The sequence below is a fragment of the Nocardia sp. CDC153 genome, assembly GCF_035818515.1.
In the GTDB taxonomy this organism is placed as follows: Bacteria; Actinomycetota; Actinomycetes; order Mycobacteriales; family Mycobacteriaceae; genus Nocardia.
Genome location: NZ_JAYKYU010000002.1, coordinates 1,255,765 through 1,280,154, shown reverse-complemented (window position 1 = coordinate 1,280,154; position 24,390 = coordinate 1,255,765). Strand labels below are relative to the sequence as shown.

Genomic DNA, 24,390 nt, shown 5'->3' with positions numbered 1-24,390 from the left:
GCCGGGATCCATTGCGGTCCGGCGGGATTCCGGCCAAGAAGCGCGCCGGAATGACGGGGGTGGTGGTTCAGGGTGCGGGGTGTACCCGGGCCCAGTGCTCGGCGATATCGATGCGCCGCGCCAGCCACACCTTGTCGTGCGACTGCACGTAGTCCACGAAGCGTTCCAGGGACTTGAAACGGGCGGGCTTGCCGATGATGCGGTTGTGCAGGCCGATCGACAGCATCTTCGGCGCACCCGCGGCGCCCTCGGCGTAGAGCACGTCGAAGGCGTCCTTGAGGTAGGAGAAGAACTCCTCGCCGTTGGCGAACCCGGCGGGGGACGCGAACCGCATGTCGTTGGTTTCCAGGGTGTACGGCAGCACCAGCTGGTCCTTGTCGCCGACCTTCACCCAGTAGGGCAGGTCGTCGCCGTAGGAGTCCGAGTCGTAGACGAACCCGCCGTGCTCCACGACCAGGTCGCGGGTGTTGGGCGAGTCTCGGCCGGTGTACCAGCCCTTCGGCGCTTCACCGAAGAGCTTGGTGATGATGCGCACGGCCTCTTCCATGTGCGCGCGCTCGGTCTCCTTGTCCACCAGCTGATAGGTGAACCAGCGCAGCCCGTGCGAACAGATGTCGTAGCCCAGGCGCTTGAAAGCCGCCACGGCCTCCGGGTTGCGCTCGAGCGCACGCGCCACACCGAAGATGGTGAGCGGGATGTCGCGCTGTTCGAACAGCCGCAGGATCCGCCACAGTCCGGCCCGGGAGCCGTACTCGTACATGGTCTCCACGCTCTGGTGGCGGTTCGGGAACGCCGCGCCCGGAACGATATCCGGGGTCAGGAACGCCTCGGAGCCCTCGTCGCCGTCGAGCGGATTGTTCTCGCCGCCCTCTTCGTAGTTGAGCACGAAGTTGATGGCGATGTTCGCCTCGCCGGGCCAGTGGGGATGCGGCGGGTTGGGGCCGTACCCAACCATGTCCCGCGGGTAGTTCAGGTCGAAATCACTCATGCCAGTTCATTTTCCAGCTCGGCGCGCAGGCGCGCGCGAGACTCGTCGGTCAGGGTGCCGAACAGCCGCAGCCGCGCCATGCCGCCATCGGGGAAGGCGTCGAAGCGCACCCGCACGACCGCCTCGGCGGAATCGATGAGGAAGCGGTGTCGGGTGTCGGGCTGCAAGCGGGTGCGCGGCAGCAGCTCCACCTCGGAGCCGTCGGCGCGGATACCGGTCAGCGCGCCCGCGCCCGGGGCGTTGAACAGGAAGTACGAGGTGTCGATCTCCGCGGCGGTGACGACGCCCTCGGCGGCCAGCTGCACCAGCACCCAGTCGTTGACGGACTTGTCGCGACCGCGCGCGGTCTCCCAGCCGTCGCCCATGCTGGCGGCACGGCCCGGCATCAGGATGTTCTGCGGGTGCGAGAAGAAGATGTTCGAGCAGTCGGCGACCAGGCCGCCGTTCTCGATCGCGGCCAGGTCGAACGGGCCCGACTCCAGCCACGCCAGATCCGGCTTGGCGATGCCGTGCACGCGCAGGCGGGCGATGCCGCCGTCGGGGAACATGCGCAGCCGCACGTGGGTCCAGCGCTTGGGCGAGTCCACCGCGAAGGGGTTCTTGGAATCGCCGTTGACCTTGGCGCGCTCCACGATGGTGGTCCAGCCCTCGGCGGCGACCAGCTCCTCGGTCGACGGATGGCCTTCCACCGCAATGGCTTCCACCGAAACCTCGGGCGGGTAGTTGCCCTTGAACCAGGCGGTGTCCACGACCACGCCCTTGATCACGCCGGGCACGCCCAGGCGGATGATGGCCGAATCGCAGTCGTCACCGGCGGGGTGATCGCCGTTCTCGCCGCGGCGACGGCGGGTCTCCCAGCCGTCGTACACCTGACCCTTGTGGCCGAAGGTGGCGGGGGAGTAGGTCGCCGCCTGCGGGCGGATCAGGTTCTCCCGCTCGGCGAAGGACTCGTCGTTGGCCCACAGCACCGCGCCACCCAGGGTGCGCACGGCCAGGTCCGGAAGCAGCGTGAAGTCGTCGCTCATAGCGCCGGAATCTTCCTTTCTCGCAGTTGATGCAGTACGTCGACGGAGGCTTTGGGGGCGATGGCGGTGACGTCGGCGGGATCGAAGGCGCCGCACTCCAATCCGCGCAGCACCACGGTCGCCAGCGCCTGCGCGGTGGCGGGCTCGTCCATCACCGCGCCGCCCTGGCGATCCAGGTAGCGGCCGATGCGCGGCGCCGCCACGCCCAAGCCCTCGCGGAAGAAGGCGAAGGTGGCCAGCCAGCGGGTGACCAGGTGGCCCGCACCCATGTCCCAGCCCTGGTAGTAGCCGCGCTCGAGCGACCGGGTGACCAGGCGGAAGTGCCGCGAAACCGCCGCGCGCACTTCCGCTTCGGTGCCGATCGGCAGGACCTGGGTGGAGCCGTCGCACACCCACACGCCGGTGGTGGCCGCGGCGGCCTGCATGACGGCCTTGGCGTGATCGGCCACCGGGTGCTCGAGCGACTGGAACTTCGGGGCGATACCCAGCGCTGCGCTGTAATCGTAAGTGCCGTAGTGCAATCCGGTGGCGCGTCCGGCCGAACGCTGGATCAGCTGCGACACCGGGGAGCTGCCGTCGGCGGCGATGATGGCCTGCGGGGACTCGATCTGCAGCTCGAACTTCAGCGATCCGGCGGGCAGCCCGTGCGCGGCCTCGATGGCCTCGCACACGCGCACGGTCAGATCGGCCTGCTCGACGTGGCGGATCTTCGGCACGGTGAACACGAAGCCCTCGGGCACGCCGCCTGCGCCCTCGAGGACCTTCTCCAGGGTGCGCACGGCGCGCGCCCACTCCAGGGTGGTCAGGCCCTTGGTGCGGATGCCGCGCGAACGGACCTCGGCCGGAAGGGCTTTGAGCACCGCACCGGCATTGAGGGCGGCGGCGTCCTCGACGTCGTCGGGGCGGGTGCCGTAGCCGTCCTCGAAATCGAAGCGCAGGTCCTGGATGGGGCGCTCGCGCAGGGTCTCGAAGACCCGGTTCACGACCTCTTCCCCGGCCAGTTCGACCAGCAGCTCACGCTGGCTCTCGGCGAGTTCCAGTGCGGCCGAACCCCATTCGCGCGGGGTGTCGACGGAGGCGTCCGCGCCGGACACGTACGCGGTGTGAATCGGCTGGCCCGGACGGTCGCCCGGGTAGCGCCGCAGCAGCTCCGAATCGATTGCCTGCAAACGGGATTCGATCCCGTTCCATGTCTCCGGTGGCAGCGTCACGCCTGGGCCTCCTGTTCCTCGATGCCGAAATCGGCGAGCAATCCCACGTACTTCTTCGGTAGTGGGGCCGCGAATTCCCCGCGGCCGGACTTACGCAACTTCATGGTGACCAGCGATTGCACGGTCAGCGTGGCGGCGGCGACACCGTCGACCACGGGTACCCCGACCTCGTCGGTCAGGAATTCACACAGATCCGCCATCCCGGCGCAGCCGAGCACGATGGCATCGGAGTTGTCGGCGGCCACCGCCTCGCGGCAGGCGTCGGCGATCACCTGGCGCGCCTTGGGATCCTCCAGCTCCAGCACCGGGATCTCGCAGGCGTGCACGTCGGCGCAAAACCGTTGCATGCCATAGCGTTCCGCCAGTTCCCAGGCGCGGCCCGCGGTGCGGGCCAGGGTGGTGACGACGCTGAAGCTGCGGCCCAGGTGGCTGGCGTACTGCATGGCCGCCTCGGCGATGCCGATGACCGGTCCGCGCGCCAGCTCGCGCGCCGCGTCCAGGCCCGGATCGCCGAAGCAGGCGATGACGTAGCCGTCCACGCCCTCGGCCTCGCCCTTGGCGATCTCGGCGAGCAGGCCGGGCACCGACAGCGCCTCGTCGTAGTGGCTCTCGATGGACGCCGGGCCCATCTCGGGGTTGACGGCCTCGATCACCGTGTCGGGGGCCGCGACCAGACGCGCGCTCTCCCCGATGAGGGCCGTCATCGCGGCGGTGGTGTTGGGATTGATGACCCGGATCCGCATGGGTCCACGCTATCGAACAGAAATGGTTCCGGGGTTGCTGGAACCGTATATGTTCGAAAGCCCCTGGCTCACGGGTTATATATCTTCTTCACCTGCGGGTTCGGCGAACAAACCGGTGTCGGTGGGCAGGTGTTCCAGAACACCGCTGAGGCGTGCGTGATGTCCCTCGCTGGCCGCCAGCAAACCTTCGGCATCCCTGGCGAGGAAGGCCTGCAGCTGCTTGCTGTGGTCGGCGTGCAGCACCACGCGGTCCATGGTCGACACGTGCACCATGGGCTGCACGGGTTCGGTGATGTTCCAAGCGTATTCGAGCATGTGCACCACGCGCGGCATGCCCGAGGGGCGCACCAGGGCGAGGTGGAAGTTGCGGGTCTCGCGGTGATAGGCCACCGCGTCCTCGCTCAGCACCGCCTGCTCGAGGCGGGCGTGGATCTCGCGGGCCTGCTCGTGATCGGCCTCGGTGGCATTGTGCACGGCCGCGGCCATGGCCACCGACTCCAGACGCTCGCGCACCACGTAGAGCTCGCGCAGCTCGTCGGAGGTCAGCATGGTGACCTGGTAGCCGAAGTTGGGGCGATGCTCGACCAAGCCCTCGCCGATCAGGGTCTGCAGCGACTCGCGCACCGGGATCGCGCTCACCGTGAACATGCGCGCGATCTCGCCCAGGGGTAGGCCGGTGCCCGGCGGCAGGTTCCCCTCCAGGATCAGGCGGCGCAGTTCGCCGAGGATCTCCTGCTGGGAGTAGCCGCGGCGGGCATCCAGCGGAGGGTTGAGCTGGGGCAGGCGGGGTAGGCGCGGGCGAGAAGGCACGGGGTCGATCGTAGCTGGTCGCCCCCGTGGTGCGTACACCGTACCCGTCGGGGCCGCTCGGTCGGCGCGGTGTGGGTCAGCTCTCGTCGGTGTCGTAGCCGAGGGCCTTGAGCGAAAGCCGGTGCAGCGTTTCGCGTTCCGCCGGGGTGAGGCGGGCGAGCAGGACATCGGTGGCTTCGAAGATCTTCGCGTCGGTCTCCGCGCGCAGTCGATTGCCCGCGGCGGTGATAGTCAATCGGTATTTCCGACGGTCCTCGGGATCGCGATTGCGGGTGACCAGTCCCGCCTTCTCCATGCCGTCGATGATCCGGACGACCTCACTGCGGTCGATGTCCATGGCCTTGGCCATGTCCTGCTGGGAGATCTCGCTGCGCTCGGCGAGATAGGTGAGCACCCAGTGCTCGCGCAGGGGGGTTTCGAGCTTGGCGTGCATGGCCTTGTGCAGCTTGCCCAGGGCGTAGGTGGGGTGGCGCAGCAAGCCCGCGGGGTGGATGTCGCCCGGTGCGGCACAGGGTTCGTCGGTCACCTGCTGATTATATCTATTGTTGAGTAGCTCAATCATTGTTACTCTCTGCAATTGAGTTGCTCATCAACTATCGAAGGAGAGTCCGATGACGCGGATGCGTTCGGACACACGGACATCCGATGCCGGGGGAGTCGCCACCGGTTCGCCCCCACCCGCCGAATCCGACAAGATCCCCGCGCATGTCTGGCGCACCGCCGGGGTGGTCGTGTTCGGCGCGATCATGGGCATGCTCGACACCTCGCTGGTGAACATCGGGCTGCGCACGATCGGGACCGACCTGGGGGCCTCGCTGGCCACGATTCAATGGGTGGCCAGCGCGTATCTGCTGGCCCTCGGGGTGTCGCTGACCGTGTGCGGGTGGCTGGCCCGCCGGATCGGCGTGACCCGGCTGTGGATGGGGGCGCTGGTCGCCTTCACCCTCACCTCGACGGCATGCGCCTTCGCGCCGACGGCCGGATGGCTGATCGGCATGCGCGTGCTACAGGGGCTCGCGGCCGGGCTCATGATTCCGGCCGGGCAGACCATCCTGGGGCAGGCGGCCGGGCCGCAGCGCATGGGGCGGGTCATGGGCGTGGTCGGCATCGCGGTGGTGGGCGCGCCTGCCATTGGACCGACCATCGGCGGGCTCATGCTGGCGCACTGGAGCTGGGAATGGCTGTTCCTGATCAATATTCCGTTCGGGCTGATCGGATTGGGGCTCGGGCTGCGGTATCTGCCGCGGACCGCGGGGGTGCCGATGCCGCGGCTGGATGTGCTCGGGGTGGCGCTCGCCGGGGGCGGGGTGTCCGCGATCGTGTACGGGCTCTCCGAGATCGGCGTGACCGGGTCGGTGGCCGCGCTGTCGGTGTGGCTGCCGGTCGTGCTCGGAATCGCCGGACTGGCCGGATTCCTGTTCCGCGCCTTGCGAACCGAGCGCCCGCTGCTCGACATCCGGCTCTTCGCCAATCCGGCTTTCCGGGCCGCCAACACCGCGAGCTTCTTCGCCGGCGGGGCCATGTTCGGGGTGATGGTGTTGCTGCCCTTGTACTTTCAGGTGCTGCACGGCACGGGGCTGATCCGCACCGGTGTGGATCTGCTCGCCTACGGGCTCGGCGGGATCGTCATGCTGCCGTTGGGTGGGCGGCTGACCGATCGCTTCGGTGGCGGGCGGGTCGCCGTCCTCGGGAATCTGCTCATCGCCGCGGCGGTGCTGCCGCTGGCCTTCCTGCCCGCCGACGCGAACGGCATCCTCATCCAATTCCTGCTCTTCGCGGCGGGAATGGCGACCGGCGTGGGTGCCATGCCGTTGGTGTCGGCCGCGTACGCCTCGGTCGAGCGCGCGCAGCTGCCCGACGCCACCGCCTTCGTCAATATCCTGCAGCGCGTCGGCGGTGCGGTCGGCGTGGCCCTGGTGGCCGTGATCCTCTCCCGCGCGACGGCATCCGGGTGGGCCCCGGTCTCCGGCTACCACCTCGCCTTCGCGGGTCTGGCCGCCATGTCGCTCGTGGCGTCCGCGCTCTCCACGGTGCTGCGCAACCATCAGCGCCAGCCCTGAAGGTGGCCAACGGAACCGCTCCAACCGGGGATTCCCGAGTGACACTGGAACGGTGAACGCTTCCGACTCCCTCGCATCCCGCAGGACCCGCGTCGAGCGCTTCCTGCGGGATCGCGGCGCGGACACCATCCCGCACCCCGGCGGCACCCTCCTCGCCCACCTCGGGCGAGTGGCCGACACCCTCGCCGCCTGGGGCCACGGCCCCGACCTCCAACTCGCGGGTCTGGCCCACGCCGTCTACGGCACCGACGGCTTCGACCGCTGGCTGGTCGAATTATCCGACCGCCCAACGGTCGTCGACCTACTCGGCCCCCACACCGAATCCCTCATCTACCTGTACGCCTCCTGCGACCGCTCGGCCGTCTACCCCCGAATCGACGCCGCCCCGGTCCTCTTCCGCGACCGCTTCACCGGCCACGAATTCGAGCCCGCCCCATCCGATTTCCAAGCTTTCCTGGAACTAACGGTCGCCAACGAACTCGACGTCATGGCCCACAATGACGACCTGGCAACCAAACACGGCGCGGCTCTCTACGACCTCTTCGCCCGAGTCCGCCCCCACCTGACCCCCGCCGCGTGGTCCGCCTGCCACGCCCAACTCTCCCCACTGCGCCAACCATGACCACCCCCGCCCCACTCTTCCGCGCGGCCTGGATAGCCCTGGCCGCCAACGGCATCGCAATCCTCGCCTTCGGCCTCATCACCCTGATCGCCCCACCCGCCGGCGACCGCCTTCTCTGGCGAGCCGACTCCCTGGCCACCCTCGGGACCGGCCTGTTCGGCCTCCTGATCACCGTCTTCGCCTTCCGACAACGCCAGACCTGGTCCTGGTGGGCCCACTGGTTCTACCCGATCTTCTGGCTCACCCACCTCTTCTCCAACCTCCCGCCCGGCAAGGACCACATCCACCAAATCGCCTTCACCGCACTCTCCCTGGCGGCTCTGCTCGTCACCTTCCCGCTAAGTAATGCTCGGGTAAACTCGGAGTCATGACCGAGCGCAAAACGCCCGGCCTCTCCTTCGAATCCTGGATCGACAAACAGGTTCGGGAGGCGACCGAGCGGGGCGAATTCGACAATCTTCCGGGGGCGGGGAAGCCGATTCCGGCCGGTGCGGCCGATGAGAATTGGTGGATCCGTGGGTATTTGAAGCGGGAGGGGGCTTCCGCGGACGCGTTGCTGCCGGAATCGATCGTGCTGCGTCGAGAACGGGAACGCATGCCGGAGACCGTGCGGGAGATGGTCTCCGAAGCGGAAGTTCGCGCCGCGGTGTCGGAACTCAACGACCGGATCGTGCAATGGCTGCGCATGCCGACCGAACCTCATGTGCCGATCGGGCCGCTGAAGGTCGAGGACGTTGTCGAAACCTGGCGTGCCGAGCGTGCGGCCGCTCGCGCGGCGCGCAGCCCGGGCACGGCGGTAACGACTCCGGTCGCTCGGACTACGCCTGAACGGCCTTGGTGGCGTCGACTTTTCGGGGCGTGAACACCTGGGACTCGGGAATCTCGGTGCCGTGCAGCGAGGTTCCGGCCGTCTCGCGGAGGTAGGCGCAGGCGACCAGGCCGATGAGGGAGGCGGCGACCATGTAGACGGCGGGGAACAGGGACCAGTCGGTGCGTTCGATGACCGCCTCGTTCACCAGGGGTGCGGTGCCGCCGAAGATGGCGGTGGAGACGTTGTAGCCCAAGGCGAATCCCGCGTAGCGGACGTGGGTGGGGAAGATGGCCGGGAAGGTCGAGCTGATCGTCGAGAGCTGGGGGACGTAGAGCAGACCCAGGACGATGAATCCGAGGACGGCCCAGACGATGCCGCGGCCCATGAGCCAGTACATGGGGACCGCCAGGACGGTGAGGCCGGTCAGGGAGACCAGCCAGAGCGGGCGGCGGCCGACGCGGTCGGAGAGACGGCCGAAGAACGGCAGCGACACCATCATCACCAGCTGGCCGATCAACATCATTGCGGTGGTGGTGGATTCGCCCAGATCCAGGGTGTGGCGCAGGTAGGTGGGCTGATAGGTGAGCAGCGTGTAGTTCACCACATTGAGCGCCACGACCAGCCCGATGAGGGTGAGCAGCTCACGGCGATAGGTGGTGAGCACCTCGCGCAACCCGCCCGGCGGAGTGTCCCGATCATCCTGCTCCGACAGCTCGGTGAACACCGGCGACTCATCGAGTTTGGCGCGCAGATACCAGCCGGTCAGCCCCAGCGGCACCGCCAACAGGAATGGGACGCGCCAGCCCCAGGCGTGCATGGCGTCCGAACCCAGCGCCACCTGACACGCCAGTACCACCGCCGAACCGCCGACAAAGCCCGCGAGCGTACCGAATTCGAGGAAGCTGCCCAGGAACCCGCGCTTGCGATCCGCCGCGCATTCCGCGAGATAGGTTGCCGCACCACCGTATTCGCCGCCGGTGGAGAACCCCTGCACAACCCGCAACAGGATCAACAGGATCGGCGCGAGCATCCCCGCACTGGCGTGGGTCGGCAGAATGCCGATGGCCCCGGTCGCCGCCGACATGAGCAGAATCGTGGTCGCCAACACGGCCTTCCGCCCGATGCGGTCACCCAGCGGCCCCCACACCATCCCGCCCAGCGGCCGCAGCACGAACGACACCGCGAAACCCAGCATCGTGCCCAACGTCCCCCACTGCCCCGGAAAGAACGCCGAGGTCAGGTACCCGGCCGTGGCCGCGTACACCCCGTAGTCGAACCACTCGGTGGCATTGCCCAGGGCACTCGCGGCGACCGACCGCCGCAGCGGGAAGTCAGACCGGTTTGTTTCCGTCGAATCCTGCATGACAGAAATCGATACCCACGCTCACCATCCGCAAACGGCAGCGCTTCCGGGCCCCGCACCAACGCCCGCCCCGACCAGTACCTAAACCCACCTCGTGATCGTGATCACAAACGAATTTCTCGCCGGAGGCAGGCTCGGGGAACGCCCGCGCGCTGTTCGCATGGGCGCGCGCTACCGACGGTCAGCGGCAGCGGTCTTCGTGAATGCGGTTTCGTCATCATTTTCGTTACGGTCTATGAAGCGGTTCGACCATCATTTCGTTTCGGGCGCATCCGTTCGCGGCGGGCGGCGACAAGCCGCGCTCAGGCGAATATCGGTTGTGGCGGTGGCTGTTTCGTTACTGCCACCCGCTTGGGGACCTGGCGGACCGGGTGGGGGACTCGTAGCCTCGGTTTGCGGGTTGTCCAACCCGGATTCTGTGGAAAGGTCCCTATCATGCCCCGAGAACTGGACGAGTGGCATACGCGCACAGGTGGTTTCGTCTCCCGGCCCGACTTCGACGACTATGCGGAGAAGTACTCGAAATATTTCGTCATGCGGCGCCGGGACGGCATTCTCGAGCTGCGGATGCATACCGATGGCGGTCCCGCGCAGTTCGATTTCGCGGTCCACAATGCCTGGGCGCAGGCGTGGCTCGAGATCGGCAACGACCCGGAGAACGAGGTGCTGATCCTCACCGGAACCGGAGACCGGTGGCTCGGCGCCGCGGGCACGGCCCCGGCGGACCCCGCCGAGTCGGCGCGACGGATGACCTCCGGACCGTTCCCGCCGCAGTTCGGTTACGAGCACGGCTATCACGACGTGACCAAGCTGGTGGAGAACTTCGTATTCGGCATCGATATCCCGACGATCTCGGCGATCAACGGCCCCAGCATCGCGCACACCGAATTCGCGCTGCTGTGCGACATCACCCTGGCGGCGGAGACCGCGACCATCACCGACCCGCACTTCCTGGCGGGAACCGCGCCCGGCGACGGCCAGCAGTTGACCCTGCAGGAGGTCCTCGGCACCAAGCGCGCGTCCTATCACCTCTACACGGGTCAGACCATCGGTGCCCGGCAGGCATTCCAACTCGGCCTGGTCAACGAGGTTCTTCCCGCGGCGGAACTGCTTCCCCGGGCATGGGAACTGGCCGAGACGATCATGAAGCAACCGCGCACGACTCGGCGGCTGACCCACGCCATCGCTGTCCGGCCGTGGAAACGCCGCCTGGTCCAAGATCTCGGCTTCGGCGTGGCGCACGAGATGTTCGGCATCGGCACCGCCGGGTGAGCAGCCGCACGCCTCACCGCGGCATGGCGATCTTGGGGGTGCAGATCACCGCTTCGCCCGGTAGCAGGGTGTCGGTGTGGCCGGACACCGACGGCCGGACGGTGGACACCCGCGGCGTCATATCGGCGGTGGGAAGCGCTGTTTCGGTCGTGCCGAGGTTCGCGGCGACCAGCAAATCGTCACGCCGGTAGGCCACGACCTCGGCACCGGTTTCGAGCCATTCGGGTTCGCCGCGCACGGTCCGGCGCAGGTCCCGGGCCAGGTGCAGCATCCGACGGTAGGCGTGCAGGGGTGAGTTCGGGTCGGTGCGCTGTACCGCGACGGTATCGGTGGGCAGCCGCTCGCCGTCCGGTAGCCAGCCCGCCGCCGCGGTGGTGAACCCGAGGCCGGGACCGGGCCGCCACGGCATCGGGGTGCGCACCGGGTCGCGGGACGCGTGCACGGCGCCGCCGATGCGAACCATCGGGTCGCGTGCGGCCGCGAGCGGGACGACACCGTCCGGGAGTCCGAGTTCTTCGCCCTGATACAGAAACGGCGTGCCCGGCAGGCCGAGAGTCAGCGCGGTCAGCGCCAGCGCTCGCCGCTGCGCCGTCGGGCCGCCCCCGTAGCGGGTGACGGGTCGGGACCAGTCGTGGCTGCCCTGCGGCCACGACAGCCGGGTGCTGGCGGTCGTCGCGGTGCGAATCAGCTCGGCCGCCCGAGCCGGATCCTGTTGCACCAGTCCGAAATAGAAGATCGAATGCAGACCACTCTGGTCGTTCAAGTGTTCGGCGAGCCGATGCGGATCCAGGACATGTGTCTCGCCGACCAGGAAGGCGTCGTAGTCGTCGGCCAGCGTCCGCCACCGGCGGTGGATGTCCCGCAGCTGTGGCTGGCCGATGTCGTGCCGGTGGTCGTAGCGATACCAGTCGGCCACCGCGCCACCCATTTCGGGCACCTCGTCCTCGGGTAGCAGCGGATTGTCCAGGAGCTCAGGATGTTTGGCGAGATAATGTGCGGTGTCCACGCGGAAGCCCGCGAGACCGCGGTCCAGCCAGAACCGCATGATGGCGTCGATCTCGTCGGCCACTTTGGGATTGGACCAGTTGAGGTCGGGTTGGTCGGGCGTGAACAGGTGTAGATACCACTCGTCCGTGGCCGGGTCGTGAGTCCAGGCCGGTCCGCCGAAGGTGGCGACCCAGTTGTTCGGCGGGGCGTCTCCTCGACCCGGACGCCACAGGTAATAGTCGCGATAGGGATTGTTCCGATCGGCGCGCGACGCGGTGAACCACGGATGGCGGCTGGAGGTGTGGTTGACGACGAGGTCGGCGATGACCCGGATGCCGTGTGAGCGCGCGGTGGCGATCAGTCGGTCGACGTCGGCCAGAGTGCCGAAGCTCGGGTCGACGTTCAGGTAGTCGGCGATGTCGTATCCGTGGTCGGCCATCGGGGAGACGAAGAACGGACTGACCCAGAGCAGATCCACTCCCAGCCAGCTCAGATGGTCCAGATGGTCGATCAAGCCGGGCAGGTCGCCCCAGCCGTCGCCATTGCCGTCGGCGAAGGACGGTAGATAGACCTCGTATCCGATGGCCTGCTGCCACCAGGCCGATGCAGGGGGCACGGCGTTTCCCTCACTGTGGCCGGCCACCGGACCTCCCCGATTTGTACAGCTACTGCACAAAGTAGGTTAGGCGCATGGCACCGAAACGGCAAGACAGTGGCCGAGATTCGCTTGCCGCGCTGATCACCCACCCGCATCTGCTCGGTGGCACCGCCAGCCGCGCCGCCCTCACCGAACGGCTCGGCTGCGGACGCAGCGTGATGGGCTTTCTGCTCGCCGAGTTGACCACGGGGCGTCATCACCGTCGACCGGGCGACCCGCCGAAACGCCGGGTGTAGCGGTGCCCTCGCCGGTACGGCGCAGCGATGGATTCGCTTTCGCGCCAATGCATCTCGGGTGGGGACCGCTACCGCTGCACACGATGCTGACCGAGCGACTCGCCCGCCTGCCCAGACTGGCCGAGCTGTCGCTGGTCATCGGCAACGACGCCAACCTCACCGACCCGGTCTCGATTCGCGAAGGCGTCCTCCCCGCACCCGCGCTGCTCGGTGCCGCCGATCATGACACCGATGGTCACTGTTCGGCGCGACAATCGCGCCTCGGGCCGGTGGCGGTAGTCGGCGGCGAAGTTCGTGCGGTGATTACGGGCGCTGCGAGTCGTGGGCTTCGTGCGCGTCGAGCGCGTCCTGCAGTGTCGCGTTGAGGGCCTGGGCCTCGGCGAGTTGGTCTTCCAGGATCACGATGCGGCAGGCGCCTTCGAGGGAGTTGCCGGCGTCGATCAGCTCGCGCACGCGGGCGGCGATCCGCAGTTGGTAGCGGGAGTAGCGGCGGTGGCCGCCGTCGGAGCGCTGCGGGGTCAGCAGGCGCGCGGCGTCGAGGCTGCGCAGGAACGCCTGGGTGACACCGAGCAGCTCGGCGGCCCGGCCCATGCTGTAGGCGGGGAAATCCTCGTCATCGAGTCGGTCCACGCCGCCCGTGGCGGGTGGGGGAGTCATATCCGATTGCTGCACAACACCTCTCAGGGATTTTCCAACGACGGGAGGCCCCGGCGCGGGTGCGCCGGGGCCTGAGACTTACGTATACGAAAGGGTCTGACTGTTCACCGGCCTCCGAAGGCCGATGGCGTACACCGCGCCCGTAACCGCTCGGGTCGCGGAACCGAATATCGACTGCTCAGTGGGCCACCACCTCCGTGTCTACGCGTCTACCTGTGAGGTCTTGCTGTGCCCCGCCCCTGCCGACGGCGGTCGGGCAGCCAGAGGGCCAGCCGGATTCTCGCCTGCCCCGGCGGGGGCGGGGGTACCGCACACCAGGCAGTTCACCTGCCCAGTCTCTCGATCTCTCACTTGAACGACAGTGAAATTACACACCCGCACGCGGAATGTCTAGAGTAGTCACTACAGATTTTTTGGAGCAGCGGCCTGCGGTCTTCCCGTAGCCATCCCTCCTGGAATCGGTGCGGCCGCGGGCGGTCAGCGCGGCATGCGGCGGAATCCGACTTGGCTCAGGATGCCGCCAGTGCGTCGTCCCGTCGGCGCAGGCCGTCGAGCCAGTCGACGATAGTGCGCAGAGCGAGCCCGAAATTGCCTACCTGGCAGTGGTTCTGGGCCTGCTCGTGGCGGGTGAAGACGCGGGTGGTGAGCGAATTGGGGGCGGTGAGCAGCGCGACCTGGTCGACGAAGTGCTGGTTCGGGATGTAGTGGTCCTCGTTGCCGTGCAACAGCAGTACGTCCTGGGTCACCCGCGCCGAGACCGATGCCGTCTCATAGTCGCGGTAGGCCTGGAACATCTCGAAGGCGGTGTCGGTGGCGGTGGTGTGCTTGCCCTGCTCGATCGCCCATTCCAACAGCAGGCTCTGCGCGGCGGCCTTGCCCAGGAAATCGTCGAGTTCAGCGGCGTCGCCGTTGTCGAGCCACGAGAGCAGCTGCGCGCGCACCGATTCCGGGAAGATGTGCAGATTGACATCCAGGAACGAGGTCATCACGCCGTAGCTGATGGTGCGGCGGACGCGGGGTTCGTGCGCGGCGGCGCGCAGGACGAGCCCGCCGCCCATCGAGAAGCCCATCAAGGTGACGTCGTCGAGATCGTAGAAGTCCAGCACGGCCCCGACCGGTGTCTGCCAGTCGGCCCGGAACGGCAGGTGGGCCTCCTCGAGCGTCGCGCCCTGGCCGGGCCCTTCGAACAGCACGACGTCGTAACCCGCGGCGCGCAGGGCCAAGCCGGCCGCCAGCCACTCCTCGATATAGGAGTCGAATCCGCCGAATACCACGATGGCGCCGAGCGGCTCGGCCGGAGTGAACCGGTAGGCCGACAGCCAGCCTTGCTGGAACGGGATGCGGCTGTGGCTCTCGGCGGGCACCTCGTAGTGGTCGAGTACGGTCCGGACGAACCGGTTACGAGTCGGAAGTTTTCGATCATCGCCGGTGGGGAGAAAGAACTCCGCGATGCGGATGTAGGCGGCCCCCTTCAGGTTTTCGCCCGCCGACAGGGCCTTCTCGCCCAGATCCAAGAAGATGCGGGCGAAGGTCGGGTAGTCGTCCACGTCCGTGACCGCCTCGCGCATCTCCGACAGCATGGTGGGGTCACCGACCCAGCTGTAGAAGCGGTTCATCTGGTAGTTGACACTCGCATCGGGATGCAGGTCGTGATAGCCGATGGGAAGCGCGGCCAGCCGCCGGTCCAGTTCTTCGTGAGGTAGCGGGGTAGAGAGAGGAGGTGTCGAACTCATGGAGTCCTGTCTTATCACCGATCCAACCGTTCGGTCCAACAGAAAATATCCGTGCCGACGCGAACAATGAAGCGGGAGTGGACGTTTCGTTCCGGACCGGCCCGGAGCCCCGCCGGGCTCCGCTCCTTGCGGACTTGCGGCGCGTTGGGACGCGGGGTTGTCGGGGGCGTGCGCGTTAGGCTCGGGCGGTGCCGAAGCTGTTGATCATTCATCACACGCCGTCGCCCTTCCTGCAGGAGATGTTCGAGGCGGTGTTGGCCGGAGCCACCGATCCGGAGATCGAGGGTGTGGACGTGGTGCGGCGGGCAGCCCTGGCGGTGACGCCGACCGATGTCCTCGAAGCCGACGGCTATGTCCTCGGCACCCCGGCCAATCTCGGTTATATGAGTGGGGCGCTCAAGCACGCCTTCGACACCATCTACTACCCGTGCCTGGATTCGACGAAGGGCCGCCCGTACGGCCTCTATATCCACGGCAATCAGGGCACCGAGGGCGCGGAGCGCAGTGTCGAGAGCGTGGTGACCGGGCTGGGGTGGGAGAAAGCGGCTGCGCCGGTGATCATTTCGGGCAAGCCGGAGAAGGCCGATATCGAGCGCTGCTGGGAGCTGGGTGCCACGGTCGCCGCGCGGCTCATGGGATGAGGGGAGGCTTCCCCCGAATTCTGGTGGCTGACACATCAGGTGGCTGTGCCGTCATACTCGATGGGACGTTCGCGCTGGACGTCGAAGTGGAGTGTGGGAAGAGGTGACGGCCGCCGTGGAGGCGCAAGAGTCGGGGATACGCCGGATCGGGCTGGTCGAAGACCATGAGTCGGTGGCGATCGGACTGTCGGCGATGTTGGCCCCGGAGGCCGATCTGGAGTTGGTGATCACCGCGGGGACCGTGGCCGAATTGCTGGCCTCGGGGTCGAAGGTGGATCTGGTGGTGTTGGATCTGCGCCTGGCGGACGGTTCTTCGCCGGAAGACAATGTGCGGGCCTTGCGGGCGCGGGGGATCGAGGTGCTGGTGTTCACCGGCGCCGACAATCCGTTCATGGTGCGGGCCGCGGCCCGGGCGGGTGTGCTCGGTGTGGTCCGCAAGTCCGAGGACGTGCCGACCGTGGTGGCCGCGGTGCGCCGCGCCGCGCACGGCGAACAGGTGGTGACCACCGACTGGGCGGCCGCCATCGACGGCGACCCGCAGCTGTCGGATGTGGGTCTGAGCCCGCGTCAACAGCAGGTGTTGCAGCTGTACGCCTCGGGGGAGAAGGCCTCGCGCGTGGCGCGCATGACGGGCCTGTCCGAGCAGACGGTCAACGATTATCTCGGCCGCATCCGCCAGAAGTACGCCGATGCCGGACGCCCGGCCCCCACCAAGACCGACCTCTACAAGCGGGCCGTCGAGGACGGGTGGCTGCCCGTCCCCGAACGGAATCCGCGGGCATGACCGCGTCGGGCACCCTCGAATCCACGGCCGCCGCCCGGCCGATGCCTTCCCTCGCGGCATTCACGCAGCGGGTGCGCGGCAGCATGATGAACGACGATCCGGCCACCGCCGCCTACGACCGCATCATGCGGCGACTGGGCATCTCCATCGGCATCGCGGGCGTGATCGTGGGCGGCGTCGAACTGCCGGAGGTGGCCGAGCAGGGTCGATCCAACCCGGCGTGGTGGACGGTGCTGGCGGTGGTGCTGGCCTTCGGCTGGTATCCGATCATCTCGGTGGTGTCAGCGGTCTCGGGGCCGCGCGCGATTCGCTTCGTGTGCGGTTGCGCTGCGGTGAGTTTCCTCGGCGCGCTGGCCTCGATCCCGTTCGGGCTGCACCTGCACACGGTCGATTCCACGACGGTCTGGCCCTATCGGGTGACCGCGCTGGCGGTGACCGCGGCCGTGCTGGCCTGGCCGACCCGGCTGACCGTCGCCTACCTGCTGGTCGCGGCGACCTCGGCCGCCGCCGCCACGGTGTACACGGTGCCCGCGCTCACCACCCAGCACGTGGCCGAGAACTTCCTGCGCTCAGCGGGTTTGGCGGCCCTGTTCGTGTGGTGCGGCACCGCCGCCACCGGTGCCGCCGCCCGCGTCGACCGCGAATCGGCCATCGCCAGCCGCCGCGCCGCCGCCCAGGCCGCCGCCGTGGCCCGCGACCGCGAGCGCTCCCGGTTCGCCGCGCTCATTCACGACGCCGTGCTCTCCACCCTGCTCGAAGCCTCCCGCGCCGGAACGCAATCCGATGTGCTGCAGCGGCAGGCCGAGCGCACCCTCGAACAGCTCGAGGAATACCGCGGCGAGGAACGCGATCCCGATCTGCTCGACGCCCGCTCGGCCGTGCTGTTCCTGAGAGCGGCCGTGCACGAGATCAATCCGAGCGTCCGCTTCGCCACCCGCACCTGGCCCGGCTACGACGATCTGCGCATGCCGGTGCATTCGGCGAGCACCATTGCCGCCGCCCTGTCCGAGGCCGTGCGAAACAGCCTGCGCCACGCCGCGGTTCCCGGTCGCGAGGTGCGCCGCACGGTCACCGCCACGGTCAGCGCGGGCAGCATTCGCATCGTCTTCACCGATGACGGCGCGGGTTTCGACCTGTCGGCCGTCTCCGCCGATCGCCTGGGCCTGTCCATGAGCATTCTGGGCCGCATGCGCCAGCTGGCGGGCGGTTCGGCCTTCGTGGAATCCCAACCGGGGGAAGGCACCACGGTGACGCTCGTGTGGGGTGGCGATGGTTCCCGCTGACGACCGCCTGCTCGATCTCGACCCGCGCTTCGGCCTGCGCGACCTGCTCGGTCTGCGCGGCAGCGCGGCCTGGCTGTTCCTGCTGATCCTGGAAGCCGTGATCGCGCTCTACATGATGCGCAACTTCGGCCAGTCGCCGCTGTGGGCGGCGTTCGCCAGCATGGTGCTCATGCTCAGCGCGGGCGCGCTGGTCACCGCGATTCCCGTTGACCCGCTGCCGATTCCGGTGGCGCTGTACGCGGCCGCCGCACCGCCGGTGGCCACCGCATTGACCGTCATGACGCCCGAGCACGACCTGGTGCACGAGACCGTGTGGTCGGCGTTCGCCTCGTCCTATGTGCTCGCGGTCCTGGTGCTGCGCGGCCGGATTCGCACCGCCTGGGTCGGCGTCTCCGCCGTCGCCGCGGTCCTGGTGGCGCTCGGACTCCTCGGCGGCCACCTGCAACCCGGCACCCTGGTCGGCTCCCTGGTCCCGGTCGGAACGGTCACCGCCATCTCGGTTTTCACCGCCGTCATGCGACCCATGCAGCGCTCCCTGCGCATCCTGCGCGAGGACGCCATGATGCGCGCGGCCGCCGAGGCCACCATGGCCGCCGCCGACAGCGAACGCACCCGCCAGCTGTCCAAACTCGACCGCGTGGCCCGCCCGATCCTGGAACGCATTGCCGAGGGCGCCGAACTCAGCGCCGCCGAACGCGAGGAATGCCGCCTGCTGGAAGCGGAATTGCGTGACGGCCTGCGCGCACCGCAACTCGTCACCGACGAATTGAGCGGCGCGGCGCGTGGTGCCCGAGCGCGCGGGGTGGAGGTCATCCTCCTCGACGACGGCGGTTTCGCGGGCGTCCCCGAATGGGTTCGCAAACGCGTGATCGACGCGGCCACAAGGGAACTCGACGCCATCAACTCCGGCCGCATCACGGTCCGCGTGCTACCCCTGGGTCGTCACGTGCTGGCCACGGTGCTGGCCACGGCCCCGGATCAGGACCGCCGCACCGAGGTCGACATCGACGGCCACGTGACCGTCATCGACGATTAGTCGCAGCCGTAACTACGGGTTGTCGCAGCGGCCCGGGCCGCCCTTCTTCATCTGGTCCCGCAGCGCGGACTGGACGGTCGAGGAGAGCCAACCGTTCAACGACTGTCCGCTCTGTGCGGCGGCCTCCTCGGCGCGCGCCTTGATCTGCTCGACCAATCGCAGGGTCACCCGGCTGATATCCCCGGTGACCTCCTCGAAGCTGGGCGGCTCGTCCTCGCTCGCGGTCTTGCGCACATCGATGTGCGCGTCCGTCCCGTCGACGGACACGTGCACGGTCCGATCGGGCAGCGTCACGCTCACCTCGGCGGCCAGCTCGGACAGCGCGGCCAGCAGGACCAGCCGCGCGGAGTTCTCGGTCGCGGCGGCCAGGGCGGCGGCGGTGGCCTGTGTCTTCTCATCGCCCAGGGCGGCCGCGGCGATCAGGTTCTCGCGCAGCTGAGCGGTGTATTTATTGAGATCCATGACACCAGTGTGATGTCACCGGTGACGTCATACAAGGAGAGTTTTGACGCCAGAATCGGGCGCTTGACACGAATCGCCATCGCACCGGGCGCGGTTCGGGTATAACGATGCGAATCCCGTTCGGGGGAGGCTGTAGCCTTTCTGACTATGACGAACGGTGAATCGACGCGAATCGAGCTGCGCGCGTCCGGCACAGTAGGTGTCGCGATGGTGACCCCCTTTACCGCCGAAGGCAAGCTCGACGTCGATGCCGGTGTCGCCCTCGCCGCCCGTCTGATCGACGGTGGCGTCGATTTGCTCGCGATCTCCGGCACCACCGGAGAATCGCCGACCACCACCGAGTCCGAGAAGTTCGATCTGCTGCGTGCCGTCGTGGACGCCGTCGGTGACCGCGCCACCATCATCGCCGGCACCGGCACCTACGACACCGCGCACAGCATCGAGCTGTCGCGCAATGCCCAGCGCGCGGGCGCGCACGGGCTGCTGGTGGTGACGCCGTACTACTCGAAGCCCAACCAGGACGGGCTGTTCGCGCACTTCACCGCGATCGCCGACGCGACCGACCTGCCGATCACGCTGTACGACATTCCGCCGCGCTCGGTGGTGCCCATTGCCACCGACACCATTCGCCGTCTCGCCGAGCACCCGCGCATCGTCGCGGTGAAGGACGCCAAGGGTGATCTGGGCGCGGGCGCGGAACTCATCGCCGAGACGGGTCTGGACTTCTACTCCGGTGACGATGTGCTCAACCTGCCGTGGCTGTCGGTCGGTGCGACCGGATTCATCAGCGTCATCGGCCATCTGGTGCCGGACCGCCTGCGTGCCCTCGTCGACGCCTACCGCGCCGGTGACGTACAGCGGGCGCGCGAGATCAATGTCAGCATGGCCCCGCTGAATCGGGCCATGGCCCGCCTCGGCGGTGTCGCCATGACCAAGGGCGCTCTGCGACTGCTGGGCGTCGAGACCGGAGAACCCCGTTTGCCACAACTCATGCCTTCCCAAGACCAACTCGATGCGCTAGCGGTGGACCTGCGCGCCGCCGGGGTGCTTGCATGAGCGGCCCCGTCGCTCGTCGCCCGCGCCGCGGTGCCAGCCGTGCCGCCGGTGCGCCCGCCCCGGCTCCCGAGCCGCCCGCCCAGCCGACCCAGCCCGCGGCCCAGCCGGAATCCGCTGCTCCGGCTGCCGCGCGGACCGAGGTGAGTGCCGCCGAACCCGTTGCGGCCGAACCGGTTCGCGAGCGCAATGGCCGCGGCCGCGCCGCCTCGACCGAGCGCGCCAAGGTCGCGGCGAGCAAACCGGCGGAGTCGCGCCAGGACGATTCCCGCTCCCGCCAGGACGATTCGCGTTCCCGCGGTGACCGCAACCGCCGCGGCGGCGGTCGTTCCCGCCAGGGTGGCCGCGATCGCGAACCGGCACCCGCCCCGCGCGACCCGCACGCCATGGGCACCCCGCCCAAGGCCCCCAAGGGCGGCCTGCGCGTGTTCGCGCTCGGCGGCATCGGCGAAATCGGCCGCAATATGACGGTTTTCGAGTACGACGGCAGTCTGCTCATCGTCGACTGCGGTGTGCTGTTCCCGGAGGATCAGCAGCCCGGCGTGGATCTGATCCTGCCCGACTTCGGTCCCATCGAGGACCGCATGGACGATATCGCCGCGGTCATCCTGACCCACGGACACGAGGACCACATCGGCGCGGTGCCGTTCCTGCTGCGCCTGCGCCGCGACATCCCGGTCGTCGGCGCCAAGTTCACCCTCGCGCTGGTGGCGGCCAAGTGCCGCGAACACCGCCTGCAACCCCACCTCATCGAGGTGACCGAGGGCGAGCACACCACGCACGGCCCGTTCGGCTGCGAGTACTTCGCGGTCAACCACTCGATTCCGGACGCCATCGCGGTGGCCATTCGCACGCCCGCGGGCATCGCGCTGCACACCGGCGACATCAAGCTGGATCAGCTGCCGCTCGACGGCCGCCTCACCGACCTGGCCGGGTTCTCCCGCCTGGGTGACGAGGGCGTGGACCTGTTCCTGGTCGACTCCACCAATGCCGAGGTGCCGGGCTTCGTGACGCCCGAGCGCGAGATCGGCCCGGTGCTCGACAACGTCATCGGCAAGGCCAAAGGCCGAGTCATCGTGGCGTCCTTCGCCTCTCACGTGCACCGCATTCAGCAGGTGGTGGATGTGGCGCAGCGCTACGACCGCCGGGTGTGCTTCGTGGGCCGGTCCATGGTCCGCAATATGCAGATCGCCCAGGATCTCGGCTACCTGGATATCCCGGACAATATCGTGGTCGATCTGGATCAGGCCGCGAATCTGCCGGTGCACAAGCTGGTCTTGATCTCGACGGGTTCGCAGGGCGAGCCGCTCTCGGCGCTGTCGCGCATGGCGCGCGGCGATCACCGCCAGATCAATATTCGTGCCGACGATCTGGTCGTGCTGGCCTCCTCGCTGATCCCGGGCAATGAGAACGCGGTCTTCGCGGTCGTGAACGGCCTGGCCCGCCTGGGCGCGACGGTCGTCACCCAGCAGAACGCGAAGGTCCATGTCTCGGGCCATGCTTCGGCCGGTGAGCTGCTGTACCTCTACAACGCGGTGCGGCCCACCAATGCCATGCCGGTGCACGGCGAATGGCGGCACCTGCGCGCGAACGGCGCGCTGGCGGTGGCGACCGGGGTGCCCGAGGATCGAGTCATCCTGGCGGAGAACGGCGTTGTGGTCGATCTGGTCGACGGCATCGCCTCGATCACCGGCCGGGTGCCGGTGGGTCAGGTCTATGTCGACGGCCTGTCCGTCGGCGACGTCGGCGAATCCACCCTCTCGGATCGTCTGGTCCTGGGCGAGGGCGGCTTCATCTCCATCAATGTCGCCATCGACTCCGCCACCGGCAAGGCCGTCTCGACCCCCGAGGTCACCGGCCGCGGTTTCTCCGACGATCCCGAAGCCCTCACCGGCGCACAGGAACTCGTCGAGTCCGAACTGCACCGCCTGGCGGTGGAGGGCGTCACCGACACCCACCGCATCGCGCAGTCGGTGCGCCGGGTGGTCGGTCGCTGGGTCGCCGAGACCTACCGCCGCCGCCCGATGATCGTCCCGACGGTCATCGGCGTCTGAGACCAAAAGGAAACCGCCCGAACAGCTTTCGCTGTTCGGGCGGTTTTCGTTCTGCCCAGTGGCCCTACTTGTCCTGGCAGGCGGCCGAATCCAGCTTGGCGGCCTTGACGATCGAGCAGGCGTAGTTGTGGTCGATCTTCCAGTCGTTGCCGTCGGCGACGAAGGAGACCGTGGCGTTCTGCACCGGCTTGCCGTCGATGGTGACGTCGGCGTCGGCCTTGAGCTTGCCGTCGGACGGGTCGCCCACATTGGTGATCTTGATCTTGACGTTGTTGGCCTTGGCCGCGTCCACCAGCTTCTGGGCCAGCTGCGGGTCCAGGGCCGCGTCCTCGATCCAATCGGTCTTGGTCTTGGAGTCGATGGACGGGTCGAAGGCCTTGGCGACCTTGTCGTTCAGGTCGGCCACCGACGGCTTGGCGATATCGGCCACGGTGGTGGGGGCCGGGGCCGCGCCGGTGAGCTTGCCGTCGCCGTCGGTGCTGCCGTCGAACTTACCCGCGGGCTTGGCGGCGGCCGACGTGGTGGTGGCGGCCTTGCTCGAGTCATCGGACTTGCTGCAGGCCACCAGGCCCAGCGCCGAGGTGGCCAGCATCAGCGCGGCGGTGGCGCGAAAGATGTTGTGCTTCAACGAATTCTCCCCGTTACAGCTCGTAGCCGGTGGTGCAGTTCCAGTGAATGATGGTGGCGTCGCCGGAGTTCCGGCTCAGCGCCTGATTCTTGGCCGCGATCCGCGAGGAGGCCGCACCGAAGGTGTAGTAGCCGCTGCGGCTCGAGTAGGCGATGGCGCCGCAGCCGTTGGCGAACTTGGCCACGATCTTGCAGTCGTTGTAGGTGCACGAGCTCATGGCGGCGTTCTGCGCCGAGGGGCTGTCGTCGTAGTCGTAGGAGTAGCCGATATGGCCCGTGGACACCGACAGCGCGATCGCGCCGTAGTAGTAGTCCTGGTAGGCATTGGCCGGAGCCGCGGTACCCACCAGCAGGGAACCGGCGGCCGCGACCATCACGGCTGCGCCGCTGACGATCTTCTTCAAGGTGTTGCCCTTCTTGTGCTTTCGAGTCCACGACCCTTATGGACCAAGCGATCAAGCTACCGATGCGGAAACGTTGACGCCAATCCCCCGGATCTGTGGTCAAAGATCAACGAGCCCGCTTACGAAGGACCAGGTGTTTCGCTTAACGCCCTATACGCATCCGGACATAGCCGACTAAGGTCGCCCTTATGACTTTGGCTCAGCGGGAACGCCAGGCGCTGGTGCGGGCGATGGCCGAGGCGGGCCCGGACGCCCCGACCCTGTGCGGGGAGTGGACCACCCGAGATCTGGCCGCGCACTTGATCGTCCGCGAACGCCGTCCCGACGCGGCCCCGGGCATCATGCTGAAGCCCTTCGCGCCGTACCTCGAGCGCGTGCAGGCCAAGGTCGCCCGCCGCCCCTTCGCCGAGCTGCTCGACCAGGTGCGCGGCGGCCCGCCCTTCTACCTGCGCCCGGTCGACTCCCTGATGAACACCACCGAGATGTTCGTCCACCACGAGGACGTGCGCCGCGGTGCGCCCGGCTGGGAGCCGCGCACCCTGTCCGCCGAGGACGAGGACAGCCTCTGGAAGGTGCTGCAGGGCTTGGCGCGCATGGCTTATCGCAAATCGCCGGTTACTGTCGCGCTCACCACACCCGACGGTCGCCGCACCGTCGCCCGCCAGGCCGGTGATCGCACGGTCGTGCTGGCCGGTCCGCCCTCGGAGCTGCTGCTGCATGCCTTCGGCCGCAATGCCGTTCGGCTCGAGGCGACGGGTGCGCCGGAGGACGTGGCGCTGGTCCACGCCCTCGACCGCAGTGTGTGACGTCCCACCCGCTGGGACCGGTGTGTCGGCTGGACTGGCACCTCGCACATCGGTCATGAAACGA

26 protein-coding genes are annotated in these 24,390 nt (G+C 68.2%); 13 read left to right on the top strand and 13 right to left on the bottom strand.

What is annotated here, in order from left to right:
• Positions 1 to 67: 67 nt before the first annotated feature.
• The 6 genes from puuE to VMT65_RS14420 all read right to left on the bottom strand — a co-directional run bounded on the left by puuE (position 68) and on the right by VMT65_RS14420 (position 5,303).
• Positions 68 to 988, bottom strand: coding sequence for an allantoinase PuuE (gene puuE / locus VMT65_RS14445; protein WP_326308702.1), 921 nt, complete (start codon positions 986 to 988; stop codon positions 68 to 70).
• Positions 985 to 2,013, bottom strand: coding sequence for an allantoicase (gene alc / locus VMT65_RS14440; RefSeq protein WP_326308701.1), 1,029 nt, complete (start codon positions 2,011 to 2,013; stop codon positions 985 to 987). The genes puuE and alc overlap by 4 nt, the downstream gene beginning before the upstream one ends.
• Complete coding sequence (locus VMT65_RS14435) at positions 2,010 to 3,224, bottom strand: DUF6986 family protein (protein ID WP_326308700.1); 1,215 nt, start codon at positions 3,222 to 3,224, stop codon at positions 2,010 to 2,012. Before VMT65_RS14435 ends, alc begins: the two co-directional genes overlap by 4 nt.
• Positions 3,221 to 3,967 carry an aspartate/glutamate racemase family protein gene (locus VMT65_RS14430; protein ID WP_326308699.1) on the bottom strand — a complete coding sequence of 249 codons (747 nt, stop codon included), beginning with the start codon at positions 3,965 to 3,967 and terminating at the stop codon, positions 3,221 to 3,223. The genes VMT65_RS14435 and VMT65_RS14430 overlap by 4 nt, the downstream gene beginning before the upstream one ends.
• A 75-nt stretch (positions 3,968 to 4,042) precedes the next feature.
• A complete protein-coding gene (locus VMT65_RS14425; protein ID WP_442790222.1) occupies positions 4,043 to 4,777 on the bottom strand; it encodes a GntR family transcriptional regulator in 735 nt (244 codons plus the stop codon).
• A 76-nt stretch (positions 4,778 to 4,853) separates the two neighbouring features.
• A complete protein-coding gene (locus VMT65_RS14420) occupies positions 4,854 to 5,303 on the bottom strand; it encodes a MarR family winged helix-turn-helix transcriptional regulator (protein WP_326308698.1) in 450 nt (149 codons plus the stop codon).
• A gap of 85 nt (positions 5,304 to 5,388) precedes the next feature.
• On the opposite strand from VMT65_RS14420, the gene VMT65_RS14415 reads away from it, so the two are divergent.
• Genes VMT65_RS14415 through VMT65_RS14400 form a run of 4 tightly spaced genes read left to right on the top strand, consistent with a single transcriptional unit; the run spans position 5,389 to position 8,321 of the window.
• On the top strand, positions 5,389 to 6,837 hold the full coding sequence (locus VMT65_RS14415; protein ID WP_326308697.1) for an MDR family MFS transporter: 1,449 nt from the start codon (positions 5,389 to 5,391) through the stop codon (positions 6,835 to 6,837).
• Positions 6,838 to 6,889: 52 nt separating this feature from the next.
• Positions 6,890 to 7,459: a DUF6817 domain-containing protein gene (locus VMT65_RS14410; protein WP_326308696.1), complete on the top strand. Its 570-nt coding sequence runs from the start codon at positions 6,890 to 6,892 to the stop codon at positions 7,457 to 7,459.
• Positions 7,456 to 7,830, top strand: coding sequence for a hypothetical protein (locus VMT65_RS14405; RefSeq protein WP_326308695.1), 375 nt, complete (start codon positions 7,456 to 7,458; stop codon positions 7,828 to 7,830). The genes VMT65_RS14410 and VMT65_RS14405 overlap by 4 nt, the downstream gene beginning before the upstream one ends.
• Complete coding sequence (locus VMT65_RS14400; protein ID WP_326308694.1) at positions 7,827 to 8,321, top strand: J-domain-containing protein; 495 nt, start codon at positions 7,827 to 7,829, stop codon at positions 8,319 to 8,321. Before VMT65_RS14405 ends, VMT65_RS14400 begins: the two co-directional genes overlap by 4 nt.
• Here VMT65_RS14400 and VMT65_RS14395 read toward each other — a convergent pair.
• Positions 8,278 to 9,633 (bottom strand): MFS transporter, encoded by a 1,356-nt coding sequence (locus VMT65_RS14395; RefSeq protein WP_326308693.1) that lies wholly within the window; start codon positions 9,631 to 9,633, stop codon positions 8,278 to 8,280. The two genes, VMT65_RS14400 and VMT65_RS14395, sit on opposite strands and share 44 nt — an antisense overlap.
• A 435-nt stretch (positions 9,634 to 10,068) precedes the next feature.
• Between VMT65_RS14395 and VMT65_RS14390 the strand changes: the two genes are divergently transcribed.
• A complete protein-coding gene (locus tag VMT65_RS14390) occupies positions 10,069 to 10,905 on the top strand; it encodes an enoyl-CoA hydratase/isomerase family protein (protein WP_326308692.1) in 837 nt (278 codons plus the stop codon).
• Between the two features lie 13 nt (positions 10,906 to 10,918).
• Here the strand turns inward: VMT65_RS14390 and VMT65_RS14385 are convergent, their stop codons facing one another.
• Positions 10,919 to 12,508 (bottom strand): alpha-amylase family glycosyl hydrolase, encoded by a 1,590-nt coding sequence (locus tag VMT65_RS14385; protein ID WP_326308691.1) that lies wholly within the window; start codon positions 12,506 to 12,508, stop codon positions 10,919 to 10,921.
• A 74-nt stretch (positions 12,509 to 12,582) separates the two neighbouring features.
• Between VMT65_RS14385 and VMT65_RS14380 the strand changes: the two genes are divergently transcribed.
• Positions 12,583 to 12,786 (top strand): hypothetical protein, encoded by a 204-nt coding sequence (locus VMT65_RS14380; RefSeq protein WP_326308690.1) that lies wholly within the window; start codon positions 12,583 to 12,585, stop codon positions 12,784 to 12,786.
• Between the two features lie 303 nt (positions 12,787 to 13,089).
• Here VMT65_RS14380 and VMT65_RS14375 read toward each other — a convergent pair whose 3' ends face one another.
• Both VMT65_RS14375 and VMT65_RS14370 read right to left on the bottom strand, forming a co-directional pair.
• Positions 13,090 to 13,377, bottom strand: coding sequence for a MerR family transcriptional regulator (locus tag VMT65_RS14375; protein WP_326309177.1), 288 nt, complete (start codon positions 13,375 to 13,377; stop codon positions 13,090 to 13,092).
• A gap of 575 nt (positions 13,378 to 13,952) precedes the next feature.
• On the bottom strand, positions 13,953 to 15,176 hold the full coding sequence (locus tag VMT65_RS14370) for an alpha/beta hydrolase (protein ID WP_326308689.1): 1,224 nt from the start codon (positions 15,174 to 15,176) through the stop codon (positions 13,953 to 13,955).
• A 188-nt stretch (positions 15,177 to 15,364) separates the two neighbouring features.
• Between VMT65_RS14370 and VMT65_RS14365 the strand changes: the two genes are divergently transcribed.
• From VMT65_RS14365 to VMT65_RS14350, 4 genes are all read left to right on the top strand, one after another.
• On the top strand, positions 15,365 to 15,817 hold the full coding sequence (locus tag VMT65_RS14365; protein WP_326308688.1) for a flavodoxin family protein: 453 nt from the start codon (positions 15,365 to 15,367) through the stop codon (positions 15,815 to 15,817).
• Between the two features lie 115 nt (positions 15,818 to 15,932).
• Positions 15,933 to 16,601: a response regulator transcription factor gene (locus VMT65_RS14360; protein ID WP_326308687.1), complete on the top strand. Its 669-nt coding sequence runs from the start codon at positions 15,933 to 15,935 to the stop codon at positions 16,599 to 16,601.
• Positions 16,598 to 17,884 (top strand): sensor histidine kinase, encoded by a 1,287-nt coding sequence (locus tag VMT65_RS14355; RefSeq protein WP_326308686.1) that lies wholly within the window; start codon positions 16,598 to 16,600, stop codon positions 17,882 to 17,884. Before VMT65_RS14360 ends, VMT65_RS14355 begins: the two co-directional genes overlap by 4 nt.
• On the top strand, positions 17,871 to 18,920 hold the full coding sequence (locus VMT65_RS14350; RefSeq protein ID WP_326308685.1) for a hypothetical protein: 1,050 nt from the start codon (positions 17,871 to 17,873) through the stop codon (positions 18,918 to 18,920). Before VMT65_RS14355 ends, VMT65_RS14350 begins: the two co-directional genes overlap by 14 nt.
• 12 nt (positions 18,921 to 18,932) lie before the next feature.
• On the opposite strand, the gene VMT65_RS14345 is transcribed toward VMT65_RS14350, so the two are convergent.
• Positions 18,933 to 19,382, bottom strand: a complete 450-nt coding sequence (locus tag VMT65_RS14345; protein ID WP_326308684.1) for a hypothetical protein — start codon at positions 19,380 to 19,382, stop codon at positions 18,933 to 18,935.
• 147 nt (positions 19,383 to 19,529) lie between these two features.
• Here VMT65_RS14345 and dapA point away from each other — a divergent pair, with 147 nt between their 5' ends.
• Both dapA and VMT65_RS14335 read left to right on the top strand, forming a co-directional pair.
• Positions 19,530 to 20,438: a 4-hydroxy-tetrahydrodipicolinate synthase gene (gene dapA, locus VMT65_RS14340; RefSeq protein ID WP_326308683.1), complete on the top strand. Its 909-nt coding sequence runs from the start codon at positions 19,530 to 19,532 to the stop codon at positions 20,436 to 20,438.
• Complete coding sequence (locus VMT65_RS14335; RefSeq protein ID WP_326308682.1) at positions 20,435 to 22,489, top strand: ribonuclease J; 2,055 nt, start codon at positions 20,435 to 20,437, stop codon at positions 22,487 to 22,489. Before dapA ends, VMT65_RS14335 begins: the two co-directional genes overlap by 4 nt.
• 64 nt (positions 22,490 to 22,553) lie before the next feature.
• Here the strand turns inward: VMT65_RS14335 and VMT65_RS14330 are convergent, their stop codons facing one another.
• Both VMT65_RS14330 and VMT65_RS14325 read right to left on the bottom strand, forming a co-directional pair.
• Complete coding sequence (locus tag VMT65_RS14330; protein WP_326308681.1) at positions 22,554 to 23,117, bottom strand: hypothetical protein; 564 nt, start codon at positions 23,115 to 23,117, stop codon at positions 22,554 to 22,556.
• A gap of 13 nt (positions 23,118 to 23,130) precedes the next feature.
• Positions 23,131 to 23,520 carry a DUF4189 domain-containing protein gene (locus tag VMT65_RS14325; protein WP_326308680.1) on the bottom strand — a complete coding sequence of 130 codons (390 nt, stop codon included), beginning with the start codon at positions 23,518 to 23,520 and terminating at the stop codon, positions 23,131 to 23,133.
• Between the two features lie 188 nt (positions 23,521 to 23,708).
• Between VMT65_RS14325 and VMT65_RS14320 the strand changes: the two genes are divergently transcribed.
• Positions 23,709 to 24,326, top strand: coding sequence for a TIGR03085 family metal-binding protein (locus tag VMT65_RS14320; protein WP_326308679.1), 618 nt, complete (start codon positions 23,709 to 23,711; stop codon positions 24,324 to 24,326).
• Positions 24,327 to 24,390 lie beyond the last annotated feature (64 nt).